Source organism: Gordonia sp. LMA167, assembly GCF_058130025.1.
In genome coordinates this window covers 2,689,408-2,704,653 of the sequence record NZ_CM176708.1, presented here as the reverse complement: position 1 = coordinate 2,704,653, position 15,246 = coordinate 2,689,408, and the positions used below count along the sequence as shown (strand labels likewise).

Genomic DNA, 15,246 nt, shown 5'->3' with positions numbered 1-15,246 from the left:
ACTCAGTGCGCAAAGTGCCGCGCACCGGTGAGATACAGCGTGACACCGGCTTCGGACGCCGCCTCGATGACCTCGTTGTCACGGATGGAACCGCCCGGCTGCACCACCGCGCGCACACCGCCGGACAGCAGGACCTGCAGGCCGTCCGGGAACGGGAAGAAGGCGTCCGACGCCGCGACACTGCCGGCGGCACGGTCACCGGCACGCTGAACGGCGAGGTGTGCCGAGTCGACCCGGTTCACCTGCCCCATGCCGACGCCCACCGAGGCACCGCCGTCGGCCAGCAGGATCGCATTGGACTTGACCGAACGGCATGCCCGCCAGGCGAATTCGAGATCTGCAAGGGTGTCCGGATCGGCCGGGGATCCGGCCGCGAGGGTCCAGTTCGCCGGGTCGTCGCCGTCGGCGTCGAGCACATCGCGCTGCTGCATGAGCAGCCCGCCGGAGATCGGTCGGGTCTCCACTCCGGTCCGCGCCGGAGCGGGCGCGGTGAGCACGCGGATGTTCTTCTTGCGGGTGAGCACCGAGAGCGCACCGTCGGCGAACCCGGGAGCGATGATGACCTCGGTGAAGATCTCCGCCACCTGTTCGGCCATCTCGACGGTGATCTCGCGGTTGGCAGCGATCACGCCGCCGTAGGCGCTGACCGGGTCGCACGCGTGCGCCTTGCGGTGGGCCTCGGCGATGTCCGCGCCGACGGCGATGCCACACGGATTGGCGTGCTTGATGATCGCGACGGCCGGTGTGTCGAAGTCGTGCGCGCTACGCCACGCCGCATCGGCGTCGGTGTAGTTGTTGTAGCTCATCTCCTTGCCGTGCAGTTGCTCGGCGGAGGCCAGTCCGCCGCCGGCCTCACTGACATAGAGGGCGGCCGCCTGGTGCGGGTTCTCGCCGTAGCGCAGCACCGACGACCGGTTCCAGGTGGCGCCCACCCAGTCCGGGAAGTTCGACGAATCGGCCGGCGGTGCCACCACACTGGACATCCACGAGGCGACCGCCACGTCGTAGTCGGCTGTGTGCCGGAACGCCTTCGCCGCCAGCGCTTTACGCTCATCAAGGCTGAAACCGCCGTCGGCGACCGCACCTCGCACCGCCTCGTAGTCGTCCGGGTTGACCACGACCGCGACCGACGGATGATTCTTGGCGGCACCGCGCACCATGGACGGCCCGCCGATGTCGATCTGCTCGACGCATTCGTCCGGGGCGGCACCCGACGCGACGGTCTCGGTGAAGGGGTAGAGGTTGACGACGACGAGATCGAAAGCGGCGACACCGAGTTCGTCGAGCTGGTCCACGTGGCTCTGCTTGCGGGTGTCGGCGAGGATCCCCGCATGCACCTTGGGGTGCAGGGTCTTCACCCGGCCGTCGAGGCATTCCGGGAATCCCGTCAGTGCCGAGACCTCGATGACCGGAACTCCGGCGTCGGCAATGGTTTTCGCCGTGGATCCGGTCGAGACGATCTCCACGCCCGCCTCGTTGAGAGCGGTGGCGAGATCGGCGAGTCCGGTCTTGTCGTACACACTGACGAGTGCGCGGCGGATGGGCCGGCGACCACCGGCGGGGCTCTGTGTGTTCACGGGATGTCGGCCTTTCGTCCGTCGATCACTACACCTCTGGTGACGAGTGCCGTCACCACGTCGGCGAGCAGTTCACGCTCGACCGATTTGATTCGCTCATGAAGACTCTCCACGGTGTCATCCGGTCGCACCGCCACCGGCTCCTGGGCGAGGATCGGACCGGTGTCCACCCCGTCGTCCACGAGATGCACGGTGGTGCCGGTCACCTTCACCCCGTGGGCAAGGGCGTCGGCGACACCGTGAGCGCCGGGAAAAGCCGGCAGCAGCGCCGGGTGCGAGTTGACGATCCGGCCGCCGAAACGTGAGAGAAAGGCCGGCCCAAGGATTTTCATGAAACCGGCGGTGACGACCCAGGCCGGGTCGAATGCCGCGACTTCCTCGGTGACCGCTACGTCCCAGGTGGCCCGGTCGGCGTGATCGGCCACTCGGCAGTCGACCAGGGGGACGCCGTGGTCTGCGGCTATCTCGGCGGCGCGGCATTGCCGATCGACCACGATCGCGACGATCTGGAATGGCGCGTCGTCGGCGACCCGTCGGAGCAACGATTCGAGCAACGAACCGGTACCCGATGCCATCACCACGATCGGCACACGGCCCGAGGAGGGTACACGAACTGCAGATACTCCAGGCCCGGCAGCTGCGTTCACACTGAAGAAGCCTAGTGGTCGGTGCACCCGCCCGGATCGCCGGGGGCGGTGGCGGTCTGCGACGTCAGCGATTCTCGCTCGAGTATTCGACCTCGGTGGTGCGAGCGTCGGTGGTCTGGTCGGTGCGGTCGAACGGGCCGGGCACTGCGCCCTCGTCACCGTCGACGACCTCCCACTCATCGCCGTCGGCCCACTCGACGTCATCCGATTCGGTGGACCGGGACTCGGTGTACCCCGAGTCCTCCTCCGCCCAATCCTCGCCTTCGTAGTCGTCGAACTCGCCGTACTCGTCGTCGAGGTCCTCGGGATCCTCGTAGTCATCGGTCAGGTACTCGTCCTCGTAATCGAGGTCGTAGTCGTCGTCGAAGTCCGCGTCGACACCATTGCGGCGAGCGGCCCGGGTGGACGGAAGCGCCCCGTAGATCAACGCGACGATCAGACCGACCACCGCGATCCATCCGAGTGTGAACACTCCCGCCGTGGGCAGCGTGACGCCCGCGTCACCGAACTCACCCAGTTCCCCGCCGGCCATCACACAGAGCACGACCATGGTCGTCGCCGCAACCGCCGAGGCCACCGCCACCGACCGCACGTTGGCGAGTGGATCTAGGTCGCGGCAGCGCAGTGCGACCACCAGCGCGATCGATGCGGGTATCAGGAAACCGATCAGACCCAGCATCCCGGCCGCGGATTCGGGGAGAGCGCCCAGGATCGGCACCGGTGGAAGCGGTCCGCCGCGGACATCGAGCAAATCGACCGAAGCGGTCCCGATGTGGAAGTCGGACCCGACCAGGACCGAGGCGGCACCGACGACAGCGTTCGGCAGGTAGAGCACCGACAAGGCCGCCAACCCGAGGTAGCCGTCGAAATCGTTGCCGTCGGCCAGCAGCTGCCCGGTCACGTGCCAGCCGATGATCAGCCGCACGACGACCAGGCCGGCGGCGCAGGTGAGCAGCGCGGTGATTGCCAACACTCCACAACGCACACCGCGCCGCACGGATGGCGGGACACCGAAGCGGTCGCAGAGCTCTTCTCGGCGACGCCATCCGATTCCGAGCAGAGCCGCGGAGCCATGGATGGCGAGTGTGTAGCCGAACGCCATCAGCGCGGACGGACTCTGGACCGGCATCACCGATGTCCCGTCCATCACGACGGCCAGCGACAGAGCGGTGATCAACATGGGCCCGCCCACCGCGGAACAGAAAACCGCCGCGAGCTCGGAGGCGGGACGCTCGGTGCCACTCGCCGATGCGGACATCCTGGCCGCGGCGACCGCGATCGCCAGGGTGGGCAGCATCGGCAATATCCCGATGGTCACGCCGCTGAGCGTGACCGGTACCTGATGGACAGCCAGCCAGATCGCACCGATGGCGACGCCGAGCCCGTCGAGTCCGCTGCCGGCGAAAAGCAGGACCGTCACGGTCACCGCGGCGATGATGACCATCGTGACCACCGGGACGGCGAACGCGACCATGACCAGTGCGCGCGCGGAACCCTCGGTCACCGACCGCTGGGCGCGGTTGAGTTGTCGCATCTGGCGGAGACGCGACGCGAGACTGTCAGCGGTAGGCGAGGGCATCGGTTACGAGACTGACACGATTGCTTCGCCTCACCGGGCAGACGCGCCGCGCAGACCTCAGAAAGCGACATGCGTCGCAGCAGTCGCATGGACGCTCGGGTCCCGACAGCACGATGCCCCGCCGATCGCGGCGGGGCATCATGGGAATTCTCGAGATCAGTGACCGTTCGGCTGCTCCGGCTTGCTGATCTTCGTGGTGGCATCGCCGGACGCCTCAGCGGTCGGGTGGTAACCGGACGTCGACGAGCCGGACTCCGAGGCGCCGGCGGTCGGCGTGTACCCCGCACTCGAGGTGGTCGGCGACTGCGACTGCACCTGGCTGTAGGCCGACGGATCGTAATTGGCCTGCTGGGTGGCGCCTGCGCTCGAGGCGCTGTGGGCACTCGACTGTGTATCGCCGTAGGCGACGGCCTGAGTCGGTGCGTGGGCCGCAGATGCGGTGGCCGGGGGCTCCGAGGTGCCGGCAGCGTCGGATGCAACCTTCACCATCTCCAGGACGACGAGCAGCCAGAACACCGCGAGCGCCGCGATGATCAGGGTCAGAGCCAGCTGGGAGTAGTCGACACCCGAGTTGGAGATCAGGTTCGAACCCTTCGAGGCGGTGTAGATGACGTCATACAGCTGGCTGATCGCGGTGGCGACCGCGACGGCACTGATCACCGGAACCGTGACCCTGGTCTGCACCTTGGGATGCAGCGTCAGCAAGGCGAGTACGGCTATCAGCGCCAGATACGGGAGATAGGCGCCGCGGTTCCAGAAGCTGACGACCGCTTCCACCGCCGCGATGGAACCCACCGCGATCGCGAGGAGCTGACCGATGTTGGCGGGCAGCCCTTGCCCGACGGGCTTGGGTGCAGGTTGGCCGTACTGCCCGTAACCCTGCGGATATTGCTGCTGCCCGTAGCCCTGCTGCGGGTACTGCTGTCCATACCCTTGTGGGTACTGCTGTCCATACCCCTGGGGATACTGCTGACCGTAACCCTGCTGCCCGTAACCGGGTGTCGCCTGTCCCGCACCAGAGGGTGCGTCGGCGCCGCCGGACCCGTAGCCCTGCTGGCCGTAACCGGGCTGGGCACCGTACCCGGGCTGGCCATAGCCCTGCTGGCCGTACCCCTGCTGGCCGTACCCCTGCTGGCCGTAACCGGGCTGGCCATAGCCCTGCTGCCCGTAGCCCTGCTGTCCGGGCGCCTGCTGGCCGTAACCCTGCTGGCCGTAGCCCTGCTGACCAGAGTCTTCCTGGCCCTGCCCCTGCCCCTGCTGGCCATGCTGGCCGTAACCGCCCTGCTGGTAGGTCATCGCTTCTCCTGCTCGGTCGTGATTCGCCCCCGCGGTGAGCGCTGGTGTCGCGCCCCACGCTAGTACATGGTCCACGCGCGATCGTGTGCCGCGCTCATTCCCTCACTACCACCGATGGGCGCGACCTTGCGCGGCATACCAGTCGATCAGCCCGTAGTCGTCGACCGACTTCGGGTCGATGCTGACCTCGGCCCGGCCGGCGAGGATACCGGTCACCGGCACCTCCAGCTTCTTCCCGGTCCGGGTGTGCGGGATACCCGGCGCCTCGATCACCTCGTCCGGCACGTGACGCGGGGACAATCTCGCGCGAATCTCGGACGCCAGCCGCGCCCGCAGGTCGTCGTCGAGCACCGCGCCCGCGACGAGCGTGACGAACAACGGCATCCAGTACGCCCCGCCGGGACCGTCGACACCCAGCACGAAACCCTCCGCGATCTCGTCGATGCCCTCCACCACCTCGTAGATGTCGGCCGATCCCATCCGGATGCCGTGGCGGTTCAGGGTGGCGTCACTGCGACCGTGGATGATCAGTGACCCACGTGCGGTGACCGTCACCCAGTCCCCGTGACGCCACACCGCGGCGTCGGACGGGGTCTCCCACTCGTGTTCGAAGTAGGCGCTGCGGAATCTCGATCCGTCCGGGTCGTTCCAGAACGAGACCGGCATCGACGGCATCGGCGCGGTGATCACCATCTCGCCGACCTCGTCGATGAGCGGCGTCCGGTCGGCAGCCCAGCTCTCGAGTGCGACGCCCAGATAGCGGACCGACAGTTCACCTGCCACGACCGGCACTCCCGTCGAGCCGCCGGCGAACGCGGTCACCACGTCGGTTCCACCGCTGATCGACGAGATCGGGACGCCGCCTCTGACGTTGTCGTCGACCCAGGTGAACAGATCGGCGGCCAGCGTCGACCCGGTGCTGCCCAGGGTGCGCAAAGCGGACAGATCGTGGTCGCGGCCCGGCACCAGGCCTGCCTTGCGGGAGGCCTGAAGCTGGCCCGGGCTCGTCCCGAAATAGGTGACGCGCTCCGATTCGACGATCTGCCAGAGCCGATCGGCGTCCGGATACAGCGGCGAGCCGCTGTAACAGACGATCCGTGCTCCACACAGCAGTCCGGCGACCTGGAAGTTCCACATCATCCAACTCAGGGCCGTCTGCCAGAAGAAGACGTCCTCGGGCCCCAGGTCAGCGTGCAATCCGCCCGCCTTGAGGTGTTCGACCACCACTCCCCCGTGGCCGTGCACGATGCCCTTGGGTTTTCCGGTGGTACCGGAACTGAACAGCACCCACAACGGATGATCGAACGGCACCGCGACCGGGTCGATCACGCCGGTGTCGGCCGGGTGCACCGCCTCGGTGTAAGCAATCCGACGCGGCCCGTCACCTGCCGACACCGCCTCACCTGCCGACATCGCCTCACCTGCCGACGTCGCCTGATCGGGGGCGTCGACGACGACATGCGCGAGGAGTCCGGGCAGCAACCCGGCCAGCGCCACACTGTCGGCCGACTTGTCGACGACCTTGCCGTTGTAGCGATAGCCACCCGCACTGATCAACACCTTCGGCTGCAGCTGCGCCAATCGGCCGGCAGCGCCCTCGGGTGCATAGTCCTGGCCGCAGCCCGACCAGATCGCCCCGACATACGCGGTGCCGAGGAAAGCGATGACGGCCTCCGGGATGTCCGGCAGGTAGGCAGCGACCACGTCACCACGGCCGACGCCGAGCGAGCTCAGGGTCCGAGCAAAACCGTTCACCAGTTCGGGCAGCTCCGACCAGGCGATCTCGGTGCGAGCACCATCCTCACCGATGCCGACGATCGCCGCGCCGGTACGGTCGGCGTGCCGCAGCACCGCGGACGCATAGTTGAGCTCGACCCCGGGAAACCATTGCGCGCCCGGCATGTCCGCGATGGCGAGCACATCGGTGGCGGACTCCACGGCCGGGGATCCCGGACCCGCCATCGCACCGAGGTCGTGGAAATCCCAGATGGCACGCCAGAAGTCACCGGGTTCGTCGACCGACCATTGCCACAACGCTGCGTATCCGTCCAGGTCGCGGCCGGTCCGGTCTCGGACCAGGCGCGTGAACGAGGCCATCTGCGTTGCGCCGGAATCACTCCGGTCAGGTTCGGTCACATCATCTCACCCTAGGGCATGTCTAGCCGTGTCCGAACCCCAGGATCTCGACGGCCTCCTCGCGCATCTGGACCTTGCGCACCTTGCCCGTCACGGTCATCGGGAACTCTTTGACCACATGCACGTAGCGGGGGATCTTGTGCCGCGCGATCTTCCCGTTCGCGAAGACACGCAGGTCCTCGACGGTGAACTCGGTTGCGTCGTCCCGCAGTCGGACCCACGCCATCAGCTCCTCGCCGTACTTGTCGTCGGGCACACCGATGACCTGTGCGTCGAGGATGTCGGGATGGGTGTAGAGGAACTCCTCGATCTCCCGCGGGTAGATGTTCTCGCCACCGCGGATGACCATGTCCTTGATACGGCCGGTGATGCGGACGTACCCGTTGTCGTCCATCACCGCGAGGTCACCGGTGTGCATCCAGCCATCGGCGTCGAGTGCCTCGGCGGTCTTGGCGGGCTCGTTCCAATAGCCCTTCATCACCGAGTAACCCTTGGTGCAGAACTCCCCGGTCTCGCCACGCCGCAATGTCTCCCCGGTTCCCGGGTCGATCACCTTGATCTCCAGATGTGGACCGACCCGGCCGACCGTTCCGACGCGGAGTTCGAGCGGGTCGTCGACCCGGGTCTGGGTCGACACCGGCGATGTCTCGGTCATGCCGTAGCAGATGGACACCTGTTCCATATGCATCCGGTCGACGACCTGCCGCATCACGTGTTCCGGGCAGGGCGAGCCGGCCATGATCCCGGTCCGCAGGCTCGACAGGTCGAAGCCGTGTGCGTCACCGCGCTCGTCCATCAGTGCGAGTTCCGCGATGAACATCGTCGGCACCCCGTAGAGGCTGGTACAGCGGTACTCCGACACCGCCGCCAGCGTGGCCTCCGGGTCGAAGGCCGGCGCGGGGATCACCATGGCGGCCCCGTGACTGGTCGCTGCCAGATTGCCCATCACCATGCCGAAGCAGTGGTAGAACGGCACCGGCAGACAGATCCGGTCGGCGTCGGTGTAATCGAGCAACTCTCCCACGAGATACCCATTGTTCCCGATGTTACGGTGCGAAAGGGTGGCGCCCTTGGGGAATCCGGTTGTGCCGGAGGTGTATTGGATGTTGATCGCGTCGTCGGGAGACAGCGATGTGGCAATCTGCGCGACGGCTGCCGCCTCGTCGGCCGTGGGTTCGGCCAGCAGGGCCGTCCACTCCGGTGTGTCGAACAGGATCACCTCACGCAGATCCGGACAGTTCGGCCGCGCCTCGGCCAGCATGGACGCATACGCGGAGTCCTTGAACCGTTCCGCCGCGAGCACGACGCTGCTGCCCGACTGGGCCAGTGCGTACTCGATCTCGTTCTGCCGATACGCGGGGTTGAGGTTCACCAGGATGGCGCCGATCTCGGCGGTCGCGTACTGGGTGAGCACCCATTCGAACCGGTTCGGCGACCACAGCCCCACCCGGTCGCCCGGGGCGACACCGAGGCGGACGAGGCCGGCAGCAAGCGCCCGCACATCGCGGTGGAACTCGGCATAGGTCCACTGCCGCCCGGCGGCCGCGTCGATGAGCGCCAGGTTGCCGGCGAACGACGCAACCGTCCGCGCCAACGTGGCACCGATGGTCTCGGTGAGGAGTTCGGGTGTGCTCTCACCCTCGGCGTAGGCCATTTCTGTCATGTCTCGCTCCGGTTCTCGTGAGGACTGGTGGGCCGACGATCATTCGGCGGTGGTGGACGGGCCCGTGGTCGCGACATCGCGGAGCGCGGCGGCCCGGGCCAGGACCACCTCGGCCTGCCGCAGCACCGGACCGTCGATCATCTGGCCCTCGATGCTGAACACCCCACCCCGATGCTCTTCGTTGCCGTCCATCACGCGCCGGGCCCAGTCGATCTCGTCATCCGACGGCCGATAGCCGGCACGGATGTGCTCGACCTGCGAGGGATGAATACACGCGGTGGCGGTGTATCCGAGTGCGACGGCGTCGCGGACCTCGGCGACCAGGCCGTCGACGTCACGGATGTCCAGATGCACCGAGTCCACCGCGAATTTTCCGTGTGCCGCGGCCGCGATGCGCACCGACGAACGGACGAAACGGGCGACGTCTCGGTAGGTCCCGGCGCGATCCTCGTCGGGTCCGAACCGGCTGGATTTTCCGCCGAGTCCGGCGACGAGATCCTCGGCACCCCACATGAGTCCGATGCAGTTGACGGCTTCGGCGATCTCGCTCACGCGGGTGGCGCCGAGCGGGGTCTCGATCAGCGCGATCGTCTGCAGCGCGGTGTGGATGATCGAATCCGCATCCTCGGCCTTGGCCTGCATGACCACCCGGTAATTGGTGTCACCGATGGCGGCGAGATCGCGACGGTAATCGCCGGTGCCCGACGGATTGATCCGCACGATGGTGCGATCGGGATCCAGCGGGTTGGCGACCAGGGCCTCCCGCGCGGCCACCCGGTTCTCGGCGGCGACGGCGTCCTCGAGGTCGAGGATCACCACATCCGCACGATCGAGTGCCTTCTGGTAGCGCTCGGGCCGGTCGGCCGGACAGAACAACAAAGCCGGTCCGGGCGGTGTCCAGGGGTTGTGCAATTGCTGGCCGGGCTGCATTTCTCTACTCCACCGTCTTCTTGCGCACCAGCGTGGCCCGCGCCGCACGCGCAACGACCTCGCCGTGCTGATTACGTCCGATATGGGTCAAGTTCACCACGCCCTCACCCGGCCGGGACCGGGATTCGCGTTTGCCGGTGCACTCCGTTTCCGCATACAGGGTGTCACCTGCGAACAGCGGCGCCGGAAAGGCCACCTCACTGAATCCGAGGTTGGCGACGAGTGTGCCCTGGGTCAGCTGAGACACCGACAGACCCACGATGGTGGACAGGGTGAACATCGAGTTGATCAGCCGTTGGCCGCCGAAGCCCGGTTGCTCGGCCGACCACGCGGCGTCGAGGTGCAGGGCCTGGGTGTTCATCGTCAACGTGGTGAACAGGACGTTGTCGGCCTCGGTGACCGTCCGGCCCGGCCGGTGTTCGTAGATGGTGCCCTCGGTGAACTCGTCGAACCACAGACCACGTTGGACCACCCGTACCCGGTCGGCGGCACTCTGCTCGGTCATGCGAAACCCAGCTCCCGTGCGATGAGCATCAGTTGCACCTCGGTGGTGCCCTCGCCGATCTCGAGGATCTTCGAGTCCCGGTAGTGTCGGGCGACCGGGTACTCGTTCATGAAGCCGTAGCCGCCATGGATCTGCGTGGCCATCCGGGCGTTGTCCATCGCCGCCTCGCTGGAGACCATCTTGGCGATGGAGGCCTCCTTCTTGAACGGCTTGCCCGCCAGCATCTTCGCCGCCGCATCGTAGTAGGCGGTCCGCGCCACATGCGCGCGGGCCTCCATCCGGGCGATCGCGAACGACACCGATTGGTACTGCCCGATCGGTTTGCCGAACGACTGGCGCTCCTTCGCGTACTTCACGCTCTCGTCGACACATCCCTGCGCCACGCCGGTGGCGAGCGCGGCGATCGCGATCCGGCCCTCGTCGAGGATGGACAGGAAGTTGGCGTAGCCCCGCCCGCGCTCACCGAGGAGGTTCTCGGCGGGCACCCGAGCGTCGGCAAACGACAGCGGATGAGTGTCCGACGCGTTCCACCCGACCTTGTTGTACGCGGGTTCGGCGGTGAAGCCGGGGGTGTCGGAGGGCACGATGATCGTCGAGATCTCCTTGCGGCCGCCGTCGCGGGTGCCGGTGACCGCGGTGACCGTCACCAGCGACGTGATGTCGGTGCCCGAGTTGGTGATGAACTGCTTGGCGCCGTTGATGATCCAGCTGTCGCCATCCTCTTTGGCGGTGGTGGCGGTCGCGCCGGCATCCGAGCCGGCACCCGGTTCGGTGAGACCGAAACCGGCGAGTGCCCGACCGGTGGTCAGGTCCGGCAGCCATCGCTGTTTCTGTTCCTCGGTGCCGAACTTGTAGATCGGCATGGCGCCGAGACCGACACCGGCCTCCAGGGTGATCGCCACGGACTGGTCGACCTTGCCGAGTTCCTCGAGGGCCAACGCGAGTGCGAAATAGTCACCGCCCATCCCACCGTATTCCTCCGGGAAGGGCAGCCCGAACAGCCCCATCTTGCCCATCTGCGACACGACCTCATAGGGGAAGCTGTGCTCCGCATCGTGTTTCGCCGATACCGGGGCGACGACCGACTGCGCGAAGTCGCGGACGCTTCCGATGAGGTCGGTGTACTCCTGACTGAGTTCCATCAGTCCTCCTTCTGCACGTGTGCGATTGTCTGTCCGGCGGCGACCTTGTCGCCGACCTTCGCCGAGACGGCCACCACGCCGTCCACCGGCGCCGTCAACGTGTGTTCCATCTTCATCGCCTCGACCACGATGATCGGGCTGCCCGCGGAGACGGTGTCGCCGGCCGTCGCCGGGACCGCGACGACGGTGCCCGGCATGGGACTGAGGATCTCGCCGGCGTTCTCGTCGGCAGCCTCTTCCAACAGTGGTCGGGCCAGGTCGAGCTGCCAGGAGCCATGCGGGCCGGCGACCCACCAGGTGCCGTCGACCTCGGCCTTCGACCAGGACTGACTGACCCCGTCGATGATCAGGCGACGCGTCTGCGAGCCGGGCGAGCTGCCGTCATGGCGATCGATGAGCCGATACTCGACCGCGGCCTGCCACGGCTCGCGGTCGGTGTCCTCATAGGTCACCGTCGCCCGCCCGGTCAGCTTCTCCTCGGTCGCGGACTCGACCAGGATCGAGACGGTGAAATGACTTGTCCCCGAGACCAAGCGGGTCACCACGGGTGTCGGTTCGCCGATGCGCCAACCGACCGCCGACTGCCAGACGTCGCCGCCGTCGCGGGGCCCGATACGGGCGACACCGACCAGCACCATGGCCTCCGGTACGGGTTCGGGCGCCGCATAGTCGATGACCAGCCGATCGAGCAGTTCGGTGTCGAGTGCGGCGTCGCGCACCGATTGCTGGGCGAGGACGTAGCGGCAGAAGTCGATGTTGGTGACCAGCCCGAGCACGCGGGTGTGCGCCAGCGCCTGGTCGAGGCGTTCGAGCGCCTCCTCACGGTCGCTGCCGTGTGCGATGACCTTCGCCAGCATCGGGTCGTAGTCGCTGCCGACGACCAGATCGTCGGCCATCGCGGAATCCACACGAATCCCGGTGCCCGGTGCGGTGTCCGGGTGTTCGAGATGCGCTATCCGGCCGCCGGTGGGCAGGAATCCGTTCGCCGGATCCTCGGCGTAGACGCGCGCCTCGATGGCGTGCCCGTGCAACACGATGTCGTCCTGGGCCAGGCCGAGGACCTCCCCGCGGGCCACCCGGATCTGCTGCTCGACGAGGTCGACGCCGGTGACCAGTTCGGTGACCGGGTGTTCGACCTGCAGGCGCGTGTTCATCTCCATGAAGAAGAACGCGTCGGGGCGATGCGCCGACACGATGAACTCGACCGTGCCCGCGCCCGTGTAGCCGACGCTGCGCGCCGCGTCACACGCCGCTTCGCCGATGCGAGCACGGGTCTGGTTGTCGAGCAGTGCCGACGGCGCCTCCTCGATCACCTTCTGGTGACGACGCTGCAGCGAGCATTCGCGCTCGCCCAGGTGGATGACATTGCCGTGTTCGTCGGCGAGAACCTGCACCTCGATGTGTCGCGGGGTGTCGACGAAATGCTCGAGGAACAGGGCATCGTCACCGAAGGCCGACCCGGCCTCGCGGCGTGCGCGCTGCAGTGCAGCGGGTAGCTCCGCAGCGTTCTCGACGCGGTGCATACCCTTACCGCCACCACCGGCGCTCGGCTTGATGAGCACCGGGAATCCGATGTCGGGTGCGGCGGCGATCAGGTCCTCGTCGGTCAGGCCCGGCCGGGACAGACCCGGCACCACCGGCACATCGCGTTCGGTGACCGCTGCGCGTGCGGTGATCTTGTCACCCATCGTCGCGATCGCCTCGGCCGGCGGACCGATGAAGGTGACACCGGCGTCGGCGAGTGCCGCGGCGAACTTCTGATTCTCCGACAGGAACCCGTAGCCGGGGTGCACCGCGTCCGCACCGGTGTCGACCGCCGCGCGCACCACCGCATCGATGTCGAGGTAGCTCTGGGTCGCGGCAGCGGGCCCGATCCGGACGGCGACGTCGGCCTCGCGGACATGACGTGCGTCCGCGTCGGCGTCGGAATAGACCGCGATGCTGCGGATGCCCATGCGGCGCAGCGTGTCGATCACGCGGCAGGCGATCTCGCCGCGGTTGGCGATCAGCACACTGCGGATGGGCCTGGTTGTGGTGAGAGTGGTCTGGTTCACGGTGATCACATCCGGAAGACGCCGTAGCGCGGTTCGGTGAGGGGGGCGTATCGGCATGTCTCCAATGCCAATCCGAGGACTGTCCGGGTTTGTGCGGGATCGATGATCCCGTCGTCCCAGAGGCGCGCAGTCGAGTAGTACGCGTCCGACTGGCGGTCGAACTGGTCGCGGATGGGCGCCTTGAACGCCTCCTCGTCCTCGGCCGCCCACTCGTCGCCGGAGCGTTCGACCTGGTTGCGACGGACGGTGGCCAAGGTGTCGGCGGCCTGCGGGCCGCCCATCACCGAGATGCGGGCGTTCGGCCACATCCACAGGAATCGCGGCGAATATGCCCGACCGCACATCGAGTAGTTGCCCGCGCCGAACGATCCGCCGACCATGACGGTGAGCTTGGGCACCCGCGCGCAGGCCACGGCGTTGACCATCTTGGCGCCGTTCTTCGCGATGCCGCCCTCCTCGTAGGCACGGCCCACCATGAACCCGGTGATGTTCTGCAGGAAGACGAGTGGGATGCGCCGCTGGTCGCAGAGTTCGATGAAATGCGCCCCCTTGAGCGCGGATTCACTGAACAACACCCCGTTGTTTCCGATGAAGCCCACCGGGTGTCCGTGCACATGGGCGAAGGCGGTGACCAGGGTGGTGCCGTAGTTGGCCTTGAACTCGGTGTATTCGCCGGCGTCGCTGAGGATCTCGATGACCTCCCGCACATCGTAAGGTGTCCGCGAATCGGTGGGCACCACGTCGTAGAGGTCGGTCTGCGGGCGACGCGGCTCGCGCGACCCGATGGTCTCCCACTGCGCGTCATCACGCGGACCGAGCGTCGCGACGATCTCGCGGACCTTGGCCAGCGCCTGCTCGTCGTTCTCGACGAGATGGTCGGTGACACCGGAGACCGACGAGTGCATGGCGCCACCGCCGAGCTCCTCGGCGGTCACATCCTCGCCGGTGGCCGCTTTCACCAGCGGCGGGCCGGCCAGGAAGATCGTTCCCTGATTGCGCACGATGACCGTCTCGTCGCTCATCGCCGGGACATACGCGCCGCCTGCTGTCGACGACCCGAGCACCGCCGCGATCTGCGGGATGCCGGCCGCGCTCATCGTCGCCTGGTTGAAGAAGATGCGGCCGAAGTGATCGCGGTCGGGGAACACCTCGTCCTGTTGCAGCAGCATCGCCCCACCCGAGTCCACGAGGTAAATGCAGGGCAGCCGGTTGGCCGCCGCGATTTCCTGCGCGCGCAGATGCTTCTTCACCGTCACCGGGTAGTAGGTGCCGCCGGAGACCGTCGCGTCGTTGGCGACGATCATGCATTCGCGTCCGGCGATCCGCCCGACACCGGCGACCACCCCGGCTGAGGGCACACGACCGTCGTACATCTCATGAGCCGCGAGTGGCGCGACCTCCAGGAACGGCGAACCGACGTCGATGAGTCGATCCACGCGATCGCGTGGGAGCAGTTTGCCGCGGGAGATGTGCCGGTCGCGGGCCTTGTCGCCGCCGCCCCGCCGAGCCTGCGCAAGCAGCTCGCGCAACCGGGCGACACCGGCGAGATGGACCGCGCGAAATCCCGCGGCCGAGTCGGCGGTATCGGCCGCTTCAGTACTGAACGTGCTGGTCACCATCGACCTTTCAGTTAGTAGCGATTAACTGAATGCATCGTACGACACAGTCCGGCGACTTGTCACGCCTCACGTGGACCGCCATCTCATTGTCGCAGCCG

General features: G+C 67.3%; 11 protein-coding genes. All 11 read right to left on the bottom strand.

The genetic code is table 11. The features are described from left to right. Positions 1 to 2: 2 nt before the first annotated feature. The 11 genes from purH to ACVT6V_RS12140 all read right to left on the bottom strand — a co-directional run bounded on the left by purH (position 3) and on the right by ACVT6V_RS12140 (position 15,148). Complete coding sequence (gene purH, locus ACVT6V_RS12190) at positions 3 to 1,577, bottom strand: bifunctional phosphoribosylaminoimidazolecarboxamide formyltransferase/IMP cyclohydrolase (RefSeq protein ID WP_489900010.1); 1,575 nt, start codon at positions 1,575 to 1,577, stop codon at positions 3 to 5. After that, positions 1,574 to 2,152: a phosphoribosylglycinamide formyltransferase gene (gene purN / locus ACVT6V_RS12185; protein ID WP_489900790.1), complete on the bottom strand. Its 579-nt coding sequence runs from the start codon at positions 2,150 to 2,152 to the stop codon at positions 1,574 to 1,576. The genes purH and purN overlap by 4 nt, the downstream gene beginning before the upstream one ends. 136 nt (positions 2,153 to 2,288) lie before the next feature. Further along, the gene (locus ACVT6V_RS12180) at positions 2,289 to 3,803 is read right to left on the bottom strand and encodes a cell division protein PerM (protein WP_489900009.1); all 1,515 of its coding nucleotides are present in this window, start codon (positions 3,801 to 3,803) and stop codon (positions 2,289 to 2,291) included. Positions 3,804 to 3,959: 156 nt separating this feature from the next. Continuing rightward, positions 3,960 to 5,099, bottom strand: a complete 1,140-nt coding sequence (locus tag ACVT6V_RS12175) for a hypothetical protein (RefSeq protein WP_489900008.1) — start codon at positions 5,097 to 5,099, stop codon at positions 3,960 to 3,962. Between the two features lie 105 nt (positions 5,100 to 5,204). Continuing rightward, complete coding sequence (locus tag ACVT6V_RS12170; RefSeq protein WP_489900789.1) at positions 5,205 to 7,196, bottom strand: acetoacetate--CoA ligase; 1,992 nt, start codon at positions 7,194 to 7,196, stop codon at positions 5,205 to 5,207. 61 nt (positions 7,197 to 7,257) lie between these two features. After that, positions 7,258 to 8,898 (bottom strand): AMP-binding protein, encoded by a 1,641-nt coding sequence (locus ACVT6V_RS12165; protein ID WP_489900007.1) that lies wholly within the window; start codon positions 8,896 to 8,898, stop codon positions 7,258 to 7,260. A 39-nt stretch (positions 8,899 to 8,937) separates the two neighbouring features. Further along, the gene (locus ACVT6V_RS12160) at positions 8,938 to 9,828 is read right to left on the bottom strand and encodes an HpcH/HpaI aldolase/citrate lyase family protein (protein ID WP_489900006.1); all 891 of its coding nucleotides are present in this window, start codon (positions 9,826 to 9,828) and stop codon (positions 8,938 to 8,940) included. Positions 9,829 to 9,832: 4 nt separating this feature from the next. Further along, the gene (locus tag ACVT6V_RS12155; protein ID WP_489900005.1) at positions 9,833 to 10,333 is read right to left on the bottom strand and encodes a MaoC family dehydratase; all 501 of its coding nucleotides are present in this window, start codon (positions 10,331 to 10,333) and stop codon (positions 9,833 to 9,835) included. After that, positions 10,330 to 11,475: an acyl-CoA dehydrogenase family protein gene (locus ACVT6V_RS12150; RefSeq protein ID WP_489900004.1), complete on the bottom strand. Its 1,146-nt coding sequence runs from the start codon at positions 11,473 to 11,475 to the stop codon at positions 10,330 to 10,332. The genes ACVT6V_RS12155 and ACVT6V_RS12150 overlap by 4 nt, the downstream gene beginning before the upstream one ends. Beyond that, the gene (locus ACVT6V_RS12145) at positions 11,475 to 13,529 is read right to left on the bottom strand and encodes an acetyl/propionyl/methylcrotonyl-CoA carboxylase subunit alpha (RefSeq protein WP_489900003.1); all 2,055 of its coding nucleotides are present in this window, start codon (positions 13,527 to 13,529) and stop codon (positions 11,475 to 11,477) included. The genes ACVT6V_RS12150 and ACVT6V_RS12145 overlap by 1 nt, the downstream gene beginning before the upstream one ends. Positions 13,530 to 13,534: 5 nt before the next feature. After that, positions 13,535 to 15,148 carry a carboxyl transferase domain-containing protein gene (locus ACVT6V_RS12140; RefSeq protein WP_489900001.1) on the bottom strand — a complete coding sequence of 538 codons (1,614 nt, stop codon included), beginning with the start codon at positions 15,146 to 15,148 and terminating at the stop codon, positions 13,535 to 13,537. Positions 15,149 to 15,246: the final 98 nt, after the last annotated feature.